General features: G+C 44.6%; 16 protein-coding genes and 2 tRNA genes. 1 reads left to right on the forward strand and 17 read right to left on the reverse strand.

All coding sequences use genetic code 11. From position 1 onward, the window contains the following. Positions 1-421 precede the first annotated feature (421 nt). The 7 genes from L5M51_RS10695 to pnp all read right to left on the reverse strand — a co-directional run bounded on the left by L5M51_RS10695 (position 422) and on the right by pnp (position 9,025). Complete coding sequence (locus L5M51_RS10695) at positions 422-1,261, reverse strand: outer membrane protein OmpK (protein WP_113939307.1); 840 nt, start codon at positions 1,259-1,261, stop codon at positions 422-424. A gap of 347 nt (positions 1,262-1,608) precedes the next feature. After that, positions 1,609-2,904: a NupC/NupG family nucleoside CNT transporter gene (locus L5M51_RS10700; protein WP_131523244.1), complete on the reverse strand. Its 1,296-nt coding sequence runs from the start codon at positions 2,902-2,904 to the stop codon at positions 1,609-1,611. A 176-nt stretch (positions 2,905-3,080) separates the two neighbouring features. Then, on the reverse strand, positions 3,081-3,845 hold the full coding sequence (locus L5M51_RS10705; protein WP_263172653.1) for a TatD family hydrolase: 765 nt from the start codon (positions 3,843-3,845) through the stop codon (positions 3,081-3,083). Between the two features lie 10 nt (positions 3,846-3,855). Beyond that, a complete protein-coding gene (locus L5M51_RS10710; protein WP_263172654.1) occupies positions 3,856-4,059 on the reverse strand; it encodes a hypothetical protein in 204 nt (67 codons plus the stop codon). A gap of 91 nt (positions 4,060-4,150) precedes the next feature. Next, complete coding sequence (gene prfC / locus L5M51_RS10715; protein WP_105251704.1) at positions 4,151-5,731, reverse strand: peptide chain release factor 3; 1,581 nt, start codon at positions 5,729-5,731, stop codon at positions 4,151-4,153. 99 nt (positions 5,732-5,830) lie between these two features. Then, positions 5,831-6,733, reverse strand: coding sequence for a lipoprotein NlpI (gene nlpI / locus L5M51_RS10720; RefSeq protein WP_263172656.1), 903 nt, complete (start codon positions 6,731-6,733; stop codon positions 5,831-5,833). Between the two features lie 192 nt (positions 6,734-6,925). Continuing rightward, the gene (gene pnp, locus L5M51_RS10725; RefSeq protein ID WP_263172658.1) at positions 6,926-9,025 is read right to left on the reverse strand and encodes a polyribonucleotide nucleotidyltransferase; all 2,100 of its coding nucleotides are present in this window, start codon (positions 9,023-9,025) and stop codon (positions 6,926-6,928) included. Between the two features lie 195 nt (positions 9,026-9,220). Between pnp and L5M51_RS10730 the strand changes: the two genes are divergently transcribed. Then, complete coding sequence (locus L5M51_RS10730; protein ID WP_263172659.1) at positions 9,221-11,275, forward strand: putative bifunctional diguanylate cyclase/phosphodiesterase; 2,055 nt, start codon at positions 9,221-9,223, stop codon at positions 11,273-11,275. Positions 11,276-11,456: 181 nt separating this feature from the next. Here L5M51_RS10730 and rpsO read toward each other — a convergent pair whose 3' ends face one another. The 10 genes from rpsO to tpiA form a co-directional block, all read right to left on the reverse strand. Beyond that, positions 11,457-11,726, reverse strand: a complete 270-nt coding sequence (gene rpsO, locus L5M51_RS10735; RefSeq protein WP_028761447.1) for a 30S ribosomal protein S15 — start codon at positions 11,724-11,726, stop codon at positions 11,457-11,459. A gap of 148 nt (positions 11,727-11,874) precedes the next feature. Continuing rightward, the gene (gene truB, locus L5M51_RS10740; protein ID WP_028761448.1) at positions 11,875-12,840 is read right to left on the reverse strand and encodes a tRNA pseudouridine(55) synthase TruB; all 966 of its coding nucleotides are present in this window, start codon (positions 12,838-12,840) and stop codon (positions 11,875-11,877) included. Next, positions 12,840-13,298 carry a 30S ribosome-binding factor RbfA gene (rbfA, locus tag L5M51_RS10745; RefSeq protein ID WP_105251700.1) on the reverse strand — a complete coding sequence of 153 codons (459 nt, stop codon included), beginning with the start codon at positions 13,296-13,298 and terminating at the stop codon, positions 12,840-12,842. The genes truB and rbfA overlap by 1 nt, the downstream gene beginning before the upstream one ends. A 57-nt stretch (positions 13,299-13,355) precedes the next feature. Continuing rightward, complete coding sequence (infB, locus tag L5M51_RS10750) at positions 13,356-15,998, reverse strand: translation initiation factor IF-2 (RefSeq protein WP_105251699.1); 2,643 nt, start codon at positions 15,996-15,998, stop codon at positions 13,356-13,358. Between the two features lie 25 nt (positions 15,999-16,023). Next, positions 16,024-17,523: a transcription termination factor NusA gene (nusA, locus tag L5M51_RS10755; RefSeq protein ID WP_028761452.1), complete on the reverse strand. Its 1,500-nt coding sequence runs from the start codon at positions 17,521-17,523 to the stop codon at positions 16,024-16,026. Positions 17,524-17,552: 29 nt separating this feature from the next. Further along, on the reverse strand, positions 17,553-18,008 hold the full coding sequence (rimP, locus tag L5M51_RS10760; RefSeq protein WP_006082718.1) for a ribosome maturation factor RimP: 456 nt from the start codon (positions 18,006-18,008) through the stop codon (positions 17,553-17,555). A gap of 173 nt (positions 18,009-18,181) precedes the next feature. Beyond that, positions 18,182-18,258 (reverse strand) — tRNA-Met (locus L5M51_RS10765). A gap of 82 nt (positions 18,259-18,340) precedes the next feature. Continuing rightward, positions 18,341-18,427, reverse strand: a tRNA-Leu gene (locus tag L5M51_RS10770). 11 nt (positions 18,428-18,438) lie between these two features. Then, positions 18,439-18,774: a preprotein translocase subunit SecG gene (gene secG / locus L5M51_RS10775; RefSeq protein ID WP_028761453.1), complete on the reverse strand. Its 336-nt coding sequence runs from the start codon at positions 18,772-18,774 to the stop codon at positions 18,439-18,441. A 1-nt stretch (position 18,775) separates the two neighbouring features. Beyond that, a complete protein-coding gene (gene tpiA / locus L5M51_RS10780) occupies positions 18,776-19,558 on the reverse strand; it encodes a triose-phosphate isomerase (RefSeq protein ID WP_006082720.1) in 783 nt (260 codons plus the stop codon). Between the last annotated feature and the right edge of the window lie 169 nt (positions 19,559-19,727).

Raw genomic sequence — 19,727 nt, forward strand, 5'->3', positions numbered from 1 at the left:
AATAGCTCTCCAAAATAAAAATTAAATGAATAGAAATCAGTCGCATAAAAGCAACGCTTGAGAGGTGGCATTATTTTGATTATTTTTATATGGCCGGGCCTTCAGGCGGTGCCGAGTAATTTGCTTGTACAAACTACCTTGTTGTAGGTATTCAATCTTGCCTAAGTCATAAAGAACAATAGGCATCCTGACACTTAAAATAACTTATAAGTGACCACGACTTGAATCCTTGAAGACCGGAAGAGAGGATACGAATAAAATCTTGCTCCTACTTTTCCGCGAAAAATCCATTTTAGCGCGAGAAAAACACAAACCTTTATATAAATCCACTTGTTAGCCTAATAGGCTTAGATAAAGACTCATGGTAAAACTAAAGATGGAGCCGCATAATGCGGCTCCAACAAGCAATAATTACAAGAGATTAGAACTTGTAAGTTGCTGACAGGTAGTGTGACCAACCTGTTGATTCTAGAGCTAGAGCACCAGCACCATCTTCTAACAGATAAACGTCTTTGAAGCCTTTCAAGCCATAGCCCAGAGCATAACGATCTGAATGCCAGTATAGGCCGAAGAAGATGTTACCACCGTTTGACGTTTTTGGTACGAAAGCAGCTTGGTCTTCATCTGCACCGAATTGATAATCGATGTAACCTTGGAATGACAGGAAGCTCTTGTTATCAAAGAAGTAGAAAGGTTTGAACCAGTTAGCAGAGAACTGATATCCGTTCCACTCTTTAGCATTCAGGTCGTAAAAACCATATAGGTTCATACCTGTTTTGCCTAACCAAGGCACGTTTACATCAGCACCAACACCCCAGAATGAAGAGTTAACGCCTTCACCATTCAGACCGTCCCAGTTGAACAGAGTAGAGAAGTAAACTTCTTGAACTGGGCCAAAAGATAAGTCTTTACCAGTCAAAGCATCGATAGACACACGTGGAGCAAACTTCATGAAAATTTTGCTTGTGCCAGAACCTGGGTTCTTGTCACCGTTGCTGCTTGATTGGTTTGCTAAGTTGAATACGTCAACATAACCGTATAGATCGAATACGCCAGAACGACCGCCGAATTCCATTTCTAAATAGTTATGTTGATCGCCTGTTGCTGGGTTATCTGGCTTTTCACCAATAGAGTACATAGCGTTGAACTGCATCCACTTATAATCAGTACCGTGAAGATCAGTACGATCAGCAGCAAATGCGTTGCCAGAGATTGCTGCTACTGCAGTAGCGGCTAAAGCTAAAGTTTTAACGTTTTTCATCATCAACCCCATTTATCTTGTTTGCTACCATCGAGGGTAGCGTTCTTTTTGTGGCGTTCGCATTCTACCTAGATTAAAAAAAATCTCAATAATCTAGCGTAAAATCACAAACACAAAATTCTTAATTGTGAACAAAGTCGCGACTTCTGCATTACGATTAATTAACGTAACCGTAGACTCACGACATTTAAGACAGAATGACAGCTACACTTCAGTTGCATTCTGTATCTTTCAATTGGAGAAACTATTCACTACAGGAATCACTACTGGAAAATGGTTGAATTAACTTAGGCCCTGCCCTGCATGGTCAGGACCCAGTTAGTGGGGTTTCCCCCTGCTGCTGTTACTTAGATAGCTAAGAACAAACCAGCAAGTGTTGCGCTCATTAAGTTAGCTAAAGAGCCGGCGATAACCGCACGAATACCCATTGTAGCTAAATCATGACGACGGTTAGGAGCCATAGCACCTAAACCACCAAGCAAAATCGCGATTGAAGACAAGTTAGCGAAACCACACAGAGCAAACGAAATAATCGCTTGTGTTCTATGAGTCATCACAGCTTGAGTTTCAGCAACGCATAACGGCAGGCCTTTAACAACTTCAGCAGCAACCGCTGTACAAGTAGTGGCAGCATCAGAGATATATGGAGCAAAGTTTAAGTAAGCAACGAATTCGTTAACAATGATCTTTTGACCGATGAAAGAACCTGCTACTAATGCTTCATTCCAAGGCACACCGATAAGGAATGCTAATGGCATAAACACATAGCCAAGGATCAGTTCAAGTGTTAAACCTTCAACGCCAAACCAACCACCCACACCACCAATAATGCCGTTGACCATAGCGATCAAACCAACGAAGGCTAACAACATAGCGCCTACGTTTAAGGCTAAATGCATACCAGATGAAGCACCTGCAGCAGCGGCGTCTAATACGTTAGCTGGTTTGTCAGGATCTTCTGGTAAATCGCTCATGTCATTTTTAGCAGCTTCAGTTTCAGGGTGCATCAGTTTAGCCATTAATAGACCACCTGGTGCTGCCATGAATGAAGCGGCAACTAAGTATTCGATAGGTACACCCATCTGCGCGTAACCAGCTAATACTGAACCCGCGATTGATGCCAAACCACCCACCATGATCGCAAACAGTTCAGACTGCGTCATAGTTGGAATGAATGGGCGAACCACTAATGGGGCTTCAGTCTGACCAACGAAGATGTTAGCAGTTGCTGACATAGATTCAGTACGGCTTGTGCCCAATGCCTTTTGTAAACCACCACCGATGATACGGATGATCCACTGCATAACGCCTAAGTAATATAGAACCGCAATCAGAGAAGAGAAGAACACGATAACGGGTAACACGTTAACTGCGAAGATAAAGCCAAGTTTGAAGTTAGCTAAATCACCAAACAGGAAACCGATACCGTTTTGTGCGTAACCAATAACGCTAGAAACCGCATCAGACATCCCTTTCAGAATGTCTTTACCAACTGGAACATACAGTACAAAACCACCGAAGGCAGCTTGGATAGCTAACGCGCCACCCACTGTACGTAAATTAATTGCTTTTTTGTTATTCGATAGGAGGAAACCTATCGCAAGTAGGGTGACCACCCCTACTAAACTCATTAATATATCCATTAACCATCACCCTATTGTTAACACTTTTTAATTATGTTGTTAATCAACCTATTTCCGAGTCAGATTATACCCGAGGCAAAGTCGAAAATCGTCGTTTTGATCATATTTTTGGAGTTTAATTTCAATCGCTTAGTGCAGAATGCTAGTGCGACCTACACCTGTTTATTTAAAAACAGCTAAAGGTCAAACAGTTGCATTACATTCGACACCAAGTGTTCTGATATTAGAACACTTGATTTTTTTTGCAAATTGGCAATTTTGTCTATAAAAAGAACAAGGTTAGCGGGCTGGTTACGTTTTTCAGTAACATTTATCGGTGTCATTGCAGGAGAGTCAGTCTCAAGTATGAAGTGCTGAAGTGGTAATTCGCTGACAGTTTTGAGCAATTTTTTAGCATTAGGGTTCATAATCAAACCACCAATTCCCAGCTTAAAACCTAATTTGATATATTCCAGTGCAATTTCAGTACTGCCAGAAAAAGCATGTATCACACCGCCTCTAGGCAATTGATACTTTTTCAAACACTCTAAAACCTCTGAATGTGCTTTTACGCTATGAATAATAACTGGCAGATTAACGGACTTAGCTAAAGCTAATTGTGCCTCAAAAAATGCGAGCTGCTGAGACCATGTTGAGGAATAGAGCTTATCTAAGCCACATTCACCAATAGCAACAAAGCGAGGACATTCTAGTAACGCCGAAACTTGAGATGTTAATGCTAAGATCCCTGCATCAACATCCTCTGGACAAAACCAAGGATGAATACCGAGGGCAAAATAAGTTTGGTATTGTTCGGCAACGGCAAGCTGTTTGTGCCAATGTCGCGGGGACACACCAGGAATAATCAGATTATCTACACCAACACTGTGCATTCGCAACACCACATCGTCGCGGTCAACATCAAACTCAGCAAAATCCAAATGGGCGTGGGTATCAATCACAGCAAATTCCTCACTCTGCGGTCGATTTACCAATTGAATGAAGTTCGGGTAGCGATACCGTTGCGTCAACCACCAAAGCTTTAGCGCATTTTACCGCTAATGGAGGATCTTCAAGGCGCGGCATGCAACAGCGACGATTTTCAGGTGTCAGCCCCATTCGGTCGCACCAATGAATATAAGCCTGCCATGTTTTTGTGATCCAATTCGCCATCATTTACATCCAGAACCGATTTTTAGTTTTCATTAGATACAAAAATGGCGGTGAATTCACCGCCATTTCAACCACTATTCTAAACCGAACCCTATTAGTGTTCGCGGGTTTTTGCAAACTCAATATCAGGATATCTTTCCATCGAAAGATTAAGGTTAACCATAGTTGGTGCAATATAGGTTAGGTTATCGCCACCATCGAGTGCCAAGTTTTGGCTACACTTACGGCGGAACTCTTCAAGCTTACGCTCATCCTTACAATAAACCCAGCGAGCTGTCGACACGCTAATACCTTCGTAAATAGCTTCGACGTTATATTCACTCTTCAGACGACCAACAACCACTTCAAACTGCAGTACACCCACAGCGCCAACAATCAAATCGTTAGTATCAATTGGGCGGAATACTTGTACAGCACCTTCTTCAGATAACTGTACTAAGCCTTTTAAGAGCTGCTTCTGTTTAAGCGGATCGCGCAAACGAATACGGCGGAACATTTCAGGGGCGAAGTTAGGTACGCCAGTGAAACGGAATTTTTCACCTTGGGTAAACGTATCGCCAATACGGATAGTGCCATGGTTATGTAAACCGATGATATCGCCTGGGTAAGCTTCTTCAGCACGCTCACGATCGCCCGCCATAAAGGTCAATGCATCGCTAACGTTAACATCTTTACCAATACGCACATGGTGCATTTTCATGCCTTGCTCGTAACGGCCAGAACACACACGCATAAAGGCGACACGGTCACGGTGTTTTGGATCCATGTTTGCTTGGATCTTGAACACGAAACCGGTGAATTTTTCTTCATCAGGCATGATAACGCGTGTATCGCTTTCGCGCGGTAATGGCTTAGGTGCCCACTCGACGATGCCGTCAAGAATATGGTCCACACCAAAGTTACCTAGCGCAGTACCGAAGAACACTGGCGTCAACTCGCCTTTCAAGAAAGCTGCATGGTCAAATTCATGCGACGCGCCGCGCACTAATTCCATCTCATTGCGCAAATCAGCGGCATAACTGCCAATCGCTTTCTCAAGATCAGGATTATTAATGCCTTTAATTACACGACGCTCTTGGATCGTGTGTCCCATACCGCCTTGATACAAGACCACTTCATCACGCAGTATGTGGTAAATACCTTTGAACTCTTTACCGCTGCCAATAGGCCAAGTAATAGGTGCACAGGCAATATTCAGCACGCTTTCGACTTCATCCATCAGATCAATAGGATCACGGATATCGCGGTCGAGTTTGTTCATAAAGGTCACAATCGGCGTATCACGCAGACGTGTCACTTCCATCAACTTGATAGTACGGTCTTCAACACCCTTAGCAGAGTCGATCACCATCAAACATGAGTCAACGGCCGTCAGAGTACGATAAGTATCTTCAGAGAAGTCTTCGTGACCAGGCGTATCGAGTAGGTTAACAAGGGCGCCACCATAGGGAAATTGCATGACAGACGTAGTAATAGAAATACCACGGTCTTTCTCCATTTCCATCCAGTCAGACTTAGCATGCTGACCCGATTTTTTGCCTTTAACCGTACCCGCTTTCTGCAAAGCGTTTCCGAATAACAGCACTTTTTCGGTAATGGTTGTTTTACCCGCGTCGGGGTGCGATATGATCGCGAAGGTGCGACGTTTATCGACCTCTACTTTATTGCCTGACATGTTAACCTATGCACTTGTATCGCTAAAAAGGCGCAAATTATAGCGCCTCAGTTCGAGCTTGGCTAGGCAAAGCCCGAGATGAACTCGGGCTGAGAGAGGTTATTTTGTGGCTTCGAGCAAACCTTTGACTTTGGCGAGTTCAATACGCGCATATCTATGCTCGACAAAATCATAGATATTGGTTGCCAATGCTAAGCGAAAATAGTTAGCCGCATCTTGATATTGCTTAGTTTCTATCGCCATTTTTGCAAGGTAAAAATAAGCTTCGCATAAACGTTCAGCATATTCTTTCGGATATGTTAAGCCTACTTTTGCGGCAGAAAACACCTCATCACGGCTTTTTTTACCTAAATAATAATCGACGATAATGGTCGCCCAAGCGTCATTTTCTAAATTCTGACGATGCTGCGCTAACTGTTTTTTAGCTTCAACGGAGTCAGCTTTCAAATCAATCAAATACAGCCATAATGCCCGATAACCGTCTTTATTATCGCCTGCATAAAACGCCTGCATATCTTTAGTCGCTAAATCAATACGGTCGCCATAGTACAAAGCAATACCGCGATTCAAATAGGCATAATCATAATTAGGTGCTAACTCTAATACGCCATCGAAAGCTTCATAGGCGCTGTCGTATTCACCTTCTTGGGTGTAATAAATTCCAAGGAAATTATAGGCATCAGCAAGATCAGGCTGAAGTTTTAACGCTTGCATAAAATCAATCCGTGCGAGCAGTCTTAAGCCTACACTGTCGTAAATCACACCACGATCGTAATGAAATCTGGCTTTCTGTTCGTTCGTCAGTTCGACCGTAGCCAAAATCTCGTTGAGTTTTGCCAGTGTCACTTCGACTTTATAATCAGGCATAACCGGCGCGACAACCAATTTACCTTCAACATCATTATGGTTATCTAAAGGAGACTGGGTGGTTGCGCATCCGGCTAACAACAGACTGGCACTCGCCAGCACAGCAACGACAGCGGTTCTAATTTTAAGACTCATCCATTTCTACCTTTTTAGATTCCCAACATACGCAGAAGAATCTTCATGATAGCAATCCCACCACAGGACCGCTATTAGGGAATTAAGATTAATAGTGACTTTCTTAATGCCAAAACAAAAAAGGAGATCATTTGATCTCCTTTTGATGCAATCACTTAGAAAGTGTGTGCCTATAAATAAGTCAAAGACTCATTATTCAGCAGCAGCTTCTTTCGTTTGTGCTTCTTTAATTGACAGACGTACGCGGCCTTGACGATCCACTTCCATCACCTTAACGGCAACTTCTTGGTTCAGCTCAAGGTGATCAGACACGTTAGCAACACGTTCATCACTGATTTGTGAAATGTGTACTAAACCGTCTTTGCCCGGCAGAATGTTCACGAACGCGCCGAAATCAACGATACGGATAACCTTACCATTGTAGATACGACCCACTTCAACTTCTGATGTGATTTCTTCGATACGACGGATAGCTTCTTTAGTTGCTTCGCCGTTTGAAGAAGCGATCTTCACAGTACCATCATCTTCCAGTTCAATCGTTGTGCCGGTTTCTTCAGTAAGAGCACGGATAACTGCGCCGCCTTTACCGATAACGTCACGGATTTTTTCTGGGTTAATCTTAATAACAGTGATACGTGGAGCGTGATCAGAAATATCATCACGGTGTGAACCAATCGCTTGATCCATCACGTTCAGGATATGTACACGTGCGCCATAGGCTTGTTGCAGTGCGATATCCATGATTTCTTTAGTGATACCTTCGATCTTGATATCCATCTGCAGTGCAGTAATACCATCACGCGTACCCGCAACTTTAAAGTCCATGTCACCTAAATGATCTTCATCACCTAAGATGTCAGAAAGAACAACGAAATCATCGCCTTCTTTCACTAGACCCATAGCGATACCCGCTACAGAAGTCTTGATAGGCACACCAGCATCCATAAGCGCTAAAGAAGTACCACATACTGACGCCATAGAGCTTGAACCGTTAGATTCAGTGATTTCAGATACAACGCGCACGCTGTATGGGAATTCAGCAGCTGAAGGCATAACAGCATTGATACCGCGCCATGCTAACTTACCATGACCGATTTCGCGGCGCTTAGGTGATCCCACCATGCCTGTTTCACCAACAGAGTATGGAGGGAAGTTATAGTGCAGCATAAAACGGTTAGTGCGCTCGCCCATGATGCTGTCGATCTTCTGTGCATCACGTTCAGTACCTAAAGTACAAGTGACTAACGCTTGAGTTTCGCCACGAGTGAACAATGCGCTACCGTGAGTACGTGGCAATACGCCCGCTAACACACTTAAGGCACGGATAATGTCTGGTTCACGACCATCGATACGTGGCTCGCCACGGATGATGCGACCACGAACCACTTTCTTCTCTAAGCTACCCAGTAAGTTGTCAACTTCACGTAAATCAACGCTTGGATTACTCGCTAACAAGGCTTCTTTTGCTGCTGCTTTAACTACAGAAACTTGAGCATAACGATCTTGTTTAACTTGGATTTTATACGCATCACCTAAACCAGCTTCAGCAAGCTCTTTGATTTGGGCAACTAAATCGGCATCTTGCGTTGGTGCAGTCCAATCCCAAGTTGGTTTACCGGCTTCTGCTTTAAATTCAGCAATCGCCTTGATAACCACTTGTTGTTGATCGTGACCGTAAACTACAGAACCTAACATCACTTCTTCTGGTAATGCTTGGGCTTCTGATTCCACCATTAATACTGCACCAGCAGTACCAGCAACCACTAAGTTCAGTTGACTGGTTGCAAGTTGTGCAACACTTGGGTTCAACACGTATTCGCCATCAATGTAACCCACACGTGCAGCACCTAAAGGACCGCTGAATGGAATACCAGAAATAGCCAGTGCCGCAGAAGTACCGATCATGGAGATGATATCTGGCTCGATTTGTGGATCGACAGATACTACGGTAATGATAACTTGAACTTCGTTTTTGAAACCATTAGGGAAAAGAGGGCGAATTGGACGATCGATCAGACGAGCGATTAATGTCTCATCTTCTGAAGGACGGCCTTCACGCTTAAAGAAACCACCAGGAATTTTACCCGCTGCGTAGGTTTTTTCTTGATAGTTAACAGTCAGAGGGAAAAAGTCACGGCCTGCATCTGCATCTTTTTTACCGACAACAGTGACTAACACTGTCGTGTCACCCATACTCGCTAAAACGGCTGCATCAGCTTGACGCGCTATAACACCTGTTTCCAGGGTGACTGTATGTTGACCATACTCAAAACTCTTTACAATAGGATTCACGTGACCCATTCCTTAATTAATGACCTTGAATTACGCGCGTAAGTATACTGCAATTCGGATCAATAGATAAAGAGCAGATAATGATGACAAATACGTAACTTTTCACTAAAGTGGTTAAATCAACAAAGAGTTGCGGTTTATATTGATACGGAAAATCTCGCCGATGGTGAATAATTATCATGAAGGATGCGCCCGATGACAGGCCGTTTTAAGTCACTGACGTGGAAACAAACTAACCTAGTCGTATTTACTGCCCTATTTTTTGCCATTGCCATTTTTATTGTTGAAATCGCTTTAGTCGTCGTATCAACCAAACAACAACTCACGACCACTCTGCAAGAACTCCTTGATTCAGTTGAACAACCTGCAGCAAATGCCGTATGGGCATTAGATGATAATTTAGCCCGTCAAACTTTAGAGGGTGCCATCAAAGTCGAACATGTTGGCTCGGCGGTGATTGAGCTGGACGATGGCTCAATGTTTGTTTCTGTCAGTAATAATAAGCAGAATAACTCACAGACTTTTATCAGTTTAAGTAATAAATTATTTGATGATCTCAAAGAAATTTCTCGCCCTTTGTATAGGCCTTTTTATTTTGAAGGTACCCAACAACAGCAACTCATTGGTACATTGACGGTTTTCTACGATACCCAAGAACTAACAAACACCCTCTTCTCGCAGTTAAGATTTAGTTTTTTTGCTACTCTCGCTCGTGCACTCTTACTCACCTTAGTGCTGTCCGTGGTATTCCATCGCTTCCTGACTCAGCCTATCGCACGCATCAGTGAGGCCATAGATAAGATCGAACCCGACTCTCCAGATGAAAATCTCTTACCTATGTCCAACGCACACAAGGATGATGAACTCGGCTTAGTAACCTCAAAATTCAACCAAATTCTTATTCAATTTAGCCAAACCCAGTCCAAACTGCGCAAAATGGCGACCCGAGATCCGCTAACGGGTTTACCTAACCGCACATTATTGCTTGAAACCATCGCAGTCACTATCCAACGCTCGCGAGTACACAAACGCAGCTTTGCATTGATGTTTATCGACTTAGACCGTTTTAAGAATATCAACGATTCCCTTGGCCACGCATTAGGCGATCAATTCCTCGCTCGTATCGCCCGTATTCTCGAACGCTTCGTTGGTGATAAAGGCACAGTTTCCCGCTTAGGTGGCGATGAATTCGTTATTCTGGCCGATACAGTTCACACCCCAGACCAAGCAGCAGATTTTGTAGATAAGCTACTGATCCAGCTCAATGTCCCGATTCAATTAAATGAACATGCAATTCATCCTGCCGCATCGATTGGGATTTCTATTTATCCCGAAGATGGTAACAGCGCTGAAGATTTGATCCGTCACGCTGACATTGCCATGTACAGCGCGAAAGCTGCAGGCTCGAATCAATGGGCCTTCTTCAAACAACAGATGACTGAGCGAGCAGCAGTTCGTTTACGCACTGAAGCATCTTTACATGATGCGTTAAAAAACAATGAATTTTTACTGTATTTCCAACCGAAACTTGATCTGCAAACGGGCAAAGTCATCGCCTGTGAAGCCTTGATCCGTTGGCAAAAAGACGGACGACTCATCAGCCCCATTTCCTTTATTCCCGTCGCGGAAGAGACCGGTATCATCATTCCTATAGGTCGTTGGGTGATAGAGCAAAGCTGTAAAGTACTTAGGGAATGGCAGAAAAAATATAACTATGCCATCCCAATTGCGATTAATGTTGCCTCACAGCAATTTGCCGATGCAAGTTTAGTTCCCGATATCAAACAGATGGCATTACGCTATCAAATCCAACCCGAGTTGCTGGAAATTGAAATCACTGAAACCTCGTTGATGAACGACATTGAACTCGCTATCGCTAAGCTTGAACAATTGAAATCAGCCGGATTTGGTATTGCCGTCGATGACTTTGGCACAGGGTATTCTTCACTCTGTTACCTGCGCCATTTGCCTATCACTACCATGAAAATCGATCGTTGTTTCGTTTCCGATCTACCAGGGGATAGCGCAATTGCATCGACCATTTTAATGTTGGGAAAGCAGCTTAATTTGACCATTGTGGCCGAAGGCATTGAAAACGAGCAGCAATTGGATTGGTTGAAAGAAAATCAGTGCCAAGTCGGCCAAGGTTTCTATTTTAGTCAACCTCTACCCCAAGCAGAATTTGAAGCGCTGTATATAGCAACACAAACAGCAACAATAAGTAGTCTTGATGGTTTACGTGGGGCTTAGGATACTTACATTGGCACTTAAGTTTCGATTCGATGCTTAATCACATCAAGCTAAGCATAACGGACCTAAACATTAGACTGTAACTTCTTTATATCTCTCGTTTACACAATCAATATTCTGTTGGATTTTAGGTAATAAAAAAGGAGGCTAAGCCTCCTTTTTCACGTTAGTCGACGCGAAATTAACGACGTAGACCTAACTTTTGGATCAGAGCAGTGTAACGTGCTAAATCAGTACGTTTCAGGTAAGCAGTTAACTTACGACGTGAGCTAACCATACGTAACAGACCACGACGTGAGTGGTGATCATGAATGTGCTCTTTGAAGTGATCTTGCAAATGGTTGATTTGCGCAGTTAACAAAGCAACTTGAACTTCAGTTGAACCAGTGTCGTTTTCACAACGGCCAAAATCAGCCAAAATTTTTGCTTTTGCTTCAGGACTTAGTGACATGTATATCTCCAAATAAATAATATGAATCTCTAGCCGATCACTAACTCAGCCAGAGGGCGCGCTATTTTACCCATAAACCCACCCTAGCGCAATAAAAGGCAGGGACTAATGCATCAACTAATTTAATCATTTGTCGATGGATAGCGGGCTAATGCGTTTCTGCAGGTTCGTCATGGATAACAATGAGTCGTTTCGGCGCTAATAAGCCATCTTCGTTCATTGTGCCAATCCCCACAAACCGGCGAATATCACCTAAAGTGATACGTACCAACTCATCGGTTTTCAATTCTGCATTAACCGGTACACGAACCGCTTGACCTTGCATTAAGTAAGGAGCTATCGCATCCGGCACATTCACCTCTGGAAAATCGGCCACGGCCGTGTCCATAGGCAATAACAGAGGGTCGAGTAATACGCTCGGATCTATCTGTTGTTCATGTGCTTGAGCAACTAGCGCTTCAAGTTGTTCTAAAGTGACCATTCTGGCATAGGGATACTGTGCAACTTGGGTGCGGCGCAGCATAATCACATGGGCGCCACAACCGAGCATCTCACCGAGATCGTCTATGATAGTGCGAATATAAGTGCCCTTAGAACAATGAATGTCTAAGGTCAGCTCATCGCCTTCAAGACCGATGAAATTTAGCTCAAATACCGTAATAGGGCGAGATTCACGCGGCACTTCTATACCTTCACGAGCATATTTATACAGGGGCTGACCCTGATATTTCAGCGCGGAATACATAGAAGGCACTTGCTGAGTTTCACCACGGAAGAAATCAAGCGCAGTTAATAGCTGCGCCTCGGTAAAATCAATGGCGCGGGTTTGCACCACTTCACCATCGGAATCACTGGTATCTGTCCGTTCGCCAAGCTTTGCCGTGACTAAGTAGCGTTTATCGGCATCCAATAGATGCTGAGAAAACTTAGTCCCTTCGCCTAAGCATACAGGTAACATACCTGTCGCTAACGGATCGAGTGCGCCCGTATGCCCAGCTTTATTCGCATTAAAAAAGCGCTTTACCCTTTGCAATGCAAAGTTAGAACTCATGCCAGTGGATTTATCCAGCAGCACTATCCCATCGATAAAACGACCTTTTGGACGACGAGCCATTAATCTTTACCTTCCGTTTCATCTGCGTCATCAGCAATATCATCACCTAAGACTTCATCTTCAACCGATGCGTCTTCGCTGCCAAATTGCTGTTGCTTCGCTTTGTCTTGGTTGATCACTTGGCTAACTAAGTTAGACATGCGCATACCTTCAACTAGCGAGCTATCGTAGATAAAACGCAGTTCAGGCATGACACGCAGCTTCATACGACCCGCCACTAAAGTGCGGATATAAGGAGCTGCGCTGATCAAAGCGTTTAGCTTTTCTTGAACGACAGCTTTGTCTTCTTCGAAAAAAGTCACAAACACTTTGGCATAGCTGAGATCGCGAGAGACGTCGACGTCATTCACAGTCACAAAGCCAATACGAGGATCTTTCATGTCGCGCTGTAGCACTTGAGCAAGTTCTTGCTGAAGCTGCTGAGCGATTCGACGAGTACGACTGAATTCTTTTGCCATAATATTTCTTACCATAGCTTAAATTGATAAGGGCGGCTAAAGCCGCCCTTATTATCGTTACAGAGTACGAGCAATCTCGACGGTTTCGAATACTTCGATTTGGTCGCCTACGCGAACATCGTTGTAGTTCTTAACGCCAATACCACATTCCATACCATTGCGAACTTCAGCAACGTCGTCTTTGAAGCGACGTAGCGATTCGAGTTCACCTTCGTAGATAACAACGTTATCACGTAGTACGCGAATTGGCGCGCTACGCTTGATGGTACCTTCGGTCACCATACAGCCAGCAATTGCACCCAGCTTAGGTGACTTGAACACATCACGAACTTCAGCCAGACCGATAATTTGTTGTTTGAACACAGGAGACAGCATACCTGTCATCGCTGCACGAACTTCATCAATCAAATTATAGATAACGCTGTAGTAACGTAAATCAACACTTTCACTTTCGATAGTCTTACGGGCTTGTGCATCGGCACGTACGTTAAAGCCAACCATGATAGCGTTAGAGGCAGCCGCTAAGGTTGCATCCGTTTCAGTCAGTGCACCCACACCGCGAGCGATGATGTTCACTTTCACTTCGTCGGTAGACAAACCTGTTAACGAATCAGTAATCGCTTCGAGTGAACCTTGTACGTCTGCTTTAAGAACGATGTTCAGTTCTTTCACTTCGCCGTCTGTCATGTTCGCAAACATGTTTTCTAGCTTAGATTTTTGCTGACGTGCCAGTTTCACATCACGGAACTTACCTTGACGATACAGGGCAACTTCGCGAGCTTTACGTTCGTCACGTACGACTGTTGCTTCATCACCTGCAGACGGAACGCCTGACAGACCTAGAATTTCAACAGGAATAGATGGACCCGCTTCAGTGATTGAACGACCGTTTTCGTCTTTCATTGCACGAATTTTACCGTACTCAAGACCACACAGAACGATATCACCTTGGCGCAGCGTACCTTCTTGAACCAGAATCGTAGCCACAGGGCCGCGACCTTTGTCCAATTGTGATTCAATGACCACACCGGCAGCCATACCATCACGTACCGCTTTCAGTTCGAGAACTTCAGCTTGCAGTAAGATACCTTCTAACAGTTCATCAACGCCTTCACCTGTCTTAGCTGAAACGAAGGCAAACATGTTGTCTCCACCCCAATCTTCAGACATAACACCGTGTTGTGACAATTCGCTCTTAACGCGATCGATATCCGCTTCCGGTTTATCCATCTTGTTCACAGCCACGATTAATGGCACGTTACCAGCTTTAGCATGTTGAATAGCTTCGATTGTTTGCGGCATTACACCGTCATCGGCAGCAACAACTAGCACAACAATATCCGTTGCCTTGGCACCACGGGCACGCATTGCGGTAAACGCGGCGTGACCAGGAGTATCAAGGAAAGTGATCATGCCATTTTCAGTTTCAACATGGTATGCACCGATATGCTGAGTAATACCACCGGCTTCGCCAGCAGCCACTTTAGCGCGGCGAATGTAGTCGAGTAACGAAGTCTTACCGTGGTCAACGTGACCCATGATAGTCACAACCGGTGCACGAGATTCTAGCTTAATGCCATCTTCATCATCACGGTCTTGTAGCACTTGGTGCTCAAGTTCGTTTTCACGGATAAGCACAACTTTGTGACCCATTTCTTCAGCAACTAGCTGGGCAGTCTCTTGATCCAACACTTGGTTGATCGTGACCATAGAACCCATTTTCATCATCTGTTTGATGATTTCAGTCGCTTTCACTGCCATTAAATGCGCAAGTTCAGAAACAGTAACAGTTTCACCGATACGCACATCACGGCTCACTGCTGCCACAGGCTTATTGAAGCCATGCGCCATAGACTCAGGTGCAGTACTGCGGTTACGCATGTGCTTTTCACGGCCGTCACGGGCATCTTTGCCGCCACGTTTTTTCGCGTTGCTCTTGTTACGAGCACGACGTCCGCGTTTTTCTTCATCCAGATCAGAAGTATCTTCAGCAGCACGAGCTACTTTAGATGTCGTGATGTGATGATCACCGTTTTTCTCGGCTTCTAAACGTTGGCGCTCTTCTTCGGCCCAGCGCTTAGAATGTTCTTCAGCGAGTAAGCGAGCAGTTTCTGCCGCTTTAGCCGCTTCTTCGTCTTGCTTACGTTTAGTTGCCGCTTCTTGCGCCGCTTTTAAACGTTCAGCTTCTAGACGAGCCGCTTCTGCTTCTGGTGACATATCTTTAACCACTTTCACTTCGGCTGCTGCTTTAGCTTTCGCCTTGGCTTCTGCTTCCACTTTTGCCTTAGCATCTGCTTCAGCTTTCACTTTTGCTGCCGCAGCAGCTTCTGCTTCGGCCTTTGCTTTTGCCAAAGCTTCTGCTTCGGCCTTCGCTTCTTCTTCAGCCTTCAGAGTAGCCTCATTAGCATCACGCTTAACGAAAGTTCGTGTTTTACGAACTTCAACTTTAACATCTTTAGATTGACCACCATTACCGGCCACACTTAGGGTCGATACGGTTTTACGCTGCAGCGTCATTTTCGTTGGCGCATTTTCGCCACCGTGCTGCTTTTTCAGATAATCCAGTAACTGCTGCTTTTCAGCTTCAGTCACTTTATCAGCTTGGCCTTTCTTAATTCCAGCCTGAGAGAATTGCTCAATCAGACGTTCAACACTTTTACCCACTTCCGTGGCCAATTTCTCTACGGTAGTATCTGCCATCAGTTAAATCCCCCTGTTGATCGACTTATGCTTCTTCGCCAAACCAACAGATATTGCGGGCTGCCATGATGAGCTCACCTGCTTTTTCTTCTGTCAATTCTTCAATTTCGATCAAATCATCAATGCCTTGTTCAGCCAAGTCTTCTAGAGTCACAATACCTTTGCTAGCGAAAACATAGGCTAAGTGTCTTTCAACACCTTCAAGTGCTAGCAACTCTTCACTTGGCTCCACACCATCCAGTGCTTCTTCAGTAGCGAGAGCTCGAGTTGAGATCGCCGCTTTTGCACGTTCACGTAAAGCTTCGACGAGATCTTCGTCAAAACCGTCAATCGCCAATAGTTCAGACACAGGCACATAGGCAACTTCTTCGAGCGACGTAAAGCCCTCATCTGCCAGTACTTGTGCAAAATCTTCATCGACATCCAGTGAGTTAACAAATAAATCAACCACCTTGGCACTTTCTGCCTGATGTTTCTTATTCATATCTTCCACTGTCATAACGTTCAGAACCCAACCAGTCAGTTGTGTTGCTAAACGTACGTTCTGGCCATTACGTCCAATGGCTTGTGCCAAACTATCGGCTTCAACAGCGATATCCATAGAATGGTTATCTTCGTCGACTATGATAGAGGCAACATCGGCTGGCGCCATGGCATTGATCACGTATTGTGCTGGATTATCATCCCACAACACGATATCAACACGTTCGCCACCCAGTTCATTCGAAACGGCTTGTACACGCGCACCGCGCATACCCACACACGCACCGATAGGATCGATACGGCGATCATTCGACTTAACGGCAATCTTAGCGCGAGCGCCTGGATCACGAGCAGCGCCCATGATTTCAATCAGTTCGTCAGCGATTTCAGGCACTTCAACACGGAAAAGCTCGATCAGCATTTCAGGTTTAGTACGGCTTAAGAATAACTGTGCACCACGAGCTTCTGGACGTACTGAGTACAATAATGCACGCACACGGTCACCAGGACGGAAAGATTCGCGTGAAATTAAGTCTTCACGGAACAATACGCCGTCAGCGTTATTGCCTAAGTCAACCACTACGCTCTCGCGAGTCGCTTTTTTGACCACACCAGTGATTAACTCACCTTCTTGATCTTGGAACTGCTCAACCACTTGTGCACGTTCAGCTTCACGTACTTTCTGTACGATCACTTGCTTAGCGGTTTGAGTGGTAATACGGTCAAACACCACTGACTCGATATCGTCTTCGATAAACTCGCCAGGTTGGATGTCCGGATTTTCGTAACGTGCCGCTTCTAACGTGATTTCACGATAAGGGTTTTCTAACGCTTCACCGTGATCATCAACTACCATCCAACGACGGAAAGTATCATAACCACCGGTTTTACGGTCGATAGCAACACGAACGTCAATATCACCTTCGTACTTTTTCTTGGTTGCTGTGGCCAGAGCAATCTCTAGCGCTTCAAAAATTTTCTCGCGTGGAACGGCCTTTTCATTTGAAACCGCCTCAGCGACTAGCAGAATCTCTTTATTCATCTCGTCTTGCCTCGTTCACCTTGAAACCATCAAAACTTAGCGATTAAGTTGCCTTTGCGGATATTATCCAATGCGACAACTAACTCTTTACCATTCACTTTCAGCGAGAGCATTTGCCCGTCGACCGCAGTGATGGCGCCTTTTAAATTACGACTACCGTCAACCGGCATAGTCAATTGAAGCTTTACATCCTCGCCTACATAGCCCGCGTACTGCTCAGCAGTAAATAAGGGTCTATCTACGCCTGGCGAAGAAACCTCTAGGGTATATTCTGTAGAAATAGGATCTTCAACATCGAGTACAGCACTGACTTGGCGACTTGCATTGGCACAATCTTCAATATTGATACCATTCTCACCATCAATGAACACTCGCAGTGTGGAATGCTTACCCGCTTGAACATATTCAATGCCCCACAGCTGAAAGCCTAATGCTTCCACAGGTACTTTGAGCATTTCTGCCAGTCTGAATTCTAACGTTGCCAAGATTGACCCCCGAAAAAACAAAAAAGGGCTTAATAGCCCTAGTACAACGCCACATACGAAGCATGCGACAAATTTAAAAGTCCCAGATAACAAAAAACCCCGTAATCACGAGGTCATTAATTTCAAGAACCTGTAAACCATAACGAATTCAAAAACTATTCGTTACTAGGAGCTGGTTGCGGGGGCCGGATTTGAACCGACGACCTTCGGGTTATGAGCCCGACGAGCTACCATGCTGCTCCACCCCGCGTCAACTGTGTGCAAGTATATTGACTATCGTCATTTCTTGCAATAACTAAGAGAGAACTTATCTCGTCTATCTTAGTTATATTTGGTGCCGAGAGCGGGACTTGAACCCGCACGACCGTTAGGTCACAGCCACCTCAAGGCTGCGCGTCTACCAATTTCGCCACCTCGGCGACACCTTTTACTAGTCAGGAATTTTCGTTTCTGACTTTTGGGTTCCTTGCTCAACAGGTTGGGTAACCTGTTCAGTGTCTGAACCTAAATCTTTCCATGAATCTTCATTTTTTGCGTGATTTGCACTTAAGTTACCAATAAGCAGACTTAAAGTGAAAAACGCAATGGCAAGAATCGCCGTACTGCGTGTCAGGAAATTACCTGAACCGCTTGAACCAAAAAGAGTACCTGATGCACCGGCGCCAAAAGAGGCCCCCATGTCAGCTCCCTTACCTTGCTGAATTAATACTAAGCCTATTAGACCTAATGCAACCAACAAGTAAATAACTACTAGAACTTCATACATATTATGCGCTCATCGCTATGGTACACAGACTTAAAAACTCGCTAGAGTTTAAGCTAGCACCGCCAATCAGTCCACCATCAACATCAGGTTGGGCAAATAAATCTGCAGCATTACTCGGTGTCACACTACCACCGTAGAGAATCCTGATATTTTCTCCGATAAACGGAGACACTTCAGAGAGGCGTTTGCGAATAAACGCATGAACTTCTTGTGCCTGCTCTGGTGTAGCACTTTTACCTGTTCCTACAGCCCAAAGCGGCTCGTAGGCGATAATAGCGTTATCAAAAGCCATAGTGCCATTTTTCTGGATCACTATATCCAACTCTTCAGCAATCACCTCAAAGGTGCGTCTTGCTTCACGTGCTGGACCTGACTCACCCACACATAAAATTGGGGTTAAGCCATGCTTTTGTGCAGCGGCGAATTTCTCCGCTACGATATTACTCGTCTCTCCGTACATACGGCGACGTTCTGAATGCCCGATAATTACATATCGACATCCTGAATCTTTGAGCATCTGACCTGAAACTTCTCCGGTATAAGCGCCAAAGTCATGTTGACTTAGGTTTTGTGCGCCCATCCTAACAAGTGAACCGTCTAACGCTTCCTTGTTTGCTTCTAGCAGTTGCCTAACGCTCTCTAGATAGATAGAAGGCGGGCATAAAACCACTTCAGCTGAATCATTTTGGAGCTTAGAGGCAAATTTCTTGAACAACTCTTGGGCTAATGCCGCACTGCCGTTCATCTTCCAATTGCCAGCTACCATAGGACGTCTGAGTGCCATCACTGTCTCCTCTGAAAGCGGCGTGAATAATAGCGAACCACTTATTAAGTTACAATAGCTAAATTCGAATTTTTTCAGATATCAGGTTGGAATGCTTATTTTTTACACGCCAAAGCTGTTTTCTGTTCATTTGTGCAGCTAACACCTTAATTTTAAATTGGTATCAGCC

Origin of the sequence: Shewanella sp. SM73 (genome assembly GCF_025653795.1) — a bacterium.
GTDB classification, from domain to species: domain Bacteria; phylum Pseudomonadota; class Gammaproteobacteria; order Enterobacterales; family Shewanellaceae; genus Shewanella; species Shewanella oncorhynchi.

Bases quoted from the DNA above. Each gene is read 5' to 3' on its own strand.
- L5M51_RS10695 (WP_113939307.1), bottom strand. From the start codon at position 1,261: ATGAAAAACGTTAAAACTTTAGCTTTAGCCGCTACTGCAGTAGCAGCA.
- L5M51_RS10700 (WP_131523244.1), bottom strand. From the start codon at position 2,904: ATGGATATATTAATGAGTTTAGTAGGGGTGGTCACCCTACTTGCGATA.
- L5M51_RS10710 (WP_263172654.1), bottom strand. From the start codon at position 4,059: ATGATGGCGAATTGGATCACAAAAACATGGCAGGCTTATATTCATTGG.
- prfC (WP_105251704.1), bottom strand. From the start codon at position 5,731: ATGTCAGGCAATAAAGTAGAGGTCGATAAACGTCGCACCTTCGCGATC.
- nlpI (WP_263172656.1), bottom strand. From the start codon at position 6,733: ATGAGTCTTAAAATTAGAACCGCTGTCGTTGCTGTGCTGGCGAGTGCC.
- L5M51_RS10730 (WP_263172659.1), top strand. From the start codon at position 9,221: ATGACAGGCCGTTTTAAGTCACTGACGTGGAAACAAACTAACCTAGTC.
- rpsO (WP_028761447.1), bottom strand. From the start codon at position 11,726: ATGTCACTAAGTCCTGAAGCAAAAGCAAAAATTTTGGCTGATTTTGGC.
- truB (WP_028761448.1), bottom strand. From the start codon at position 12,840: ATGGCTCGTCGTCCAAAAGGTCGTTTTATCGATGGGATAGTGCTGCTG.
- rbfA (WP_105251700.1), bottom strand. From the start codon at position 13,298: ATGGCAAAAGAATTCAGTCGTACTCGTCGAATCGCTCAGCAGCTTCAG.
- infB (WP_105251699.1), bottom strand. From the start codon at position 15,998: ATGGCAGATACTACCGTAGAGAAATTGGCCACGGAAGTGGGTAAAAGT.
- nusA (WP_028761452.1), bottom strand. From the start codon at position 17,523: ATGAATAAAGAGATTCTGCTAGTCGCTGAGGCGGTTTCAAATGAAAAG.
- secG (WP_028761453.1), bottom strand. From the start codon at position 18,774: ATGTATGAAGTTCTAGTAGTTATTTACTTGTTGGTTGCATTAGGTCTA.
- tpiA (WP_006082720.1), bottom strand. From the start codon at position 19,558: ATGGCACTCAGACGTCCTATGGTAGCTGGCAATTGGAAGATGAACGGC.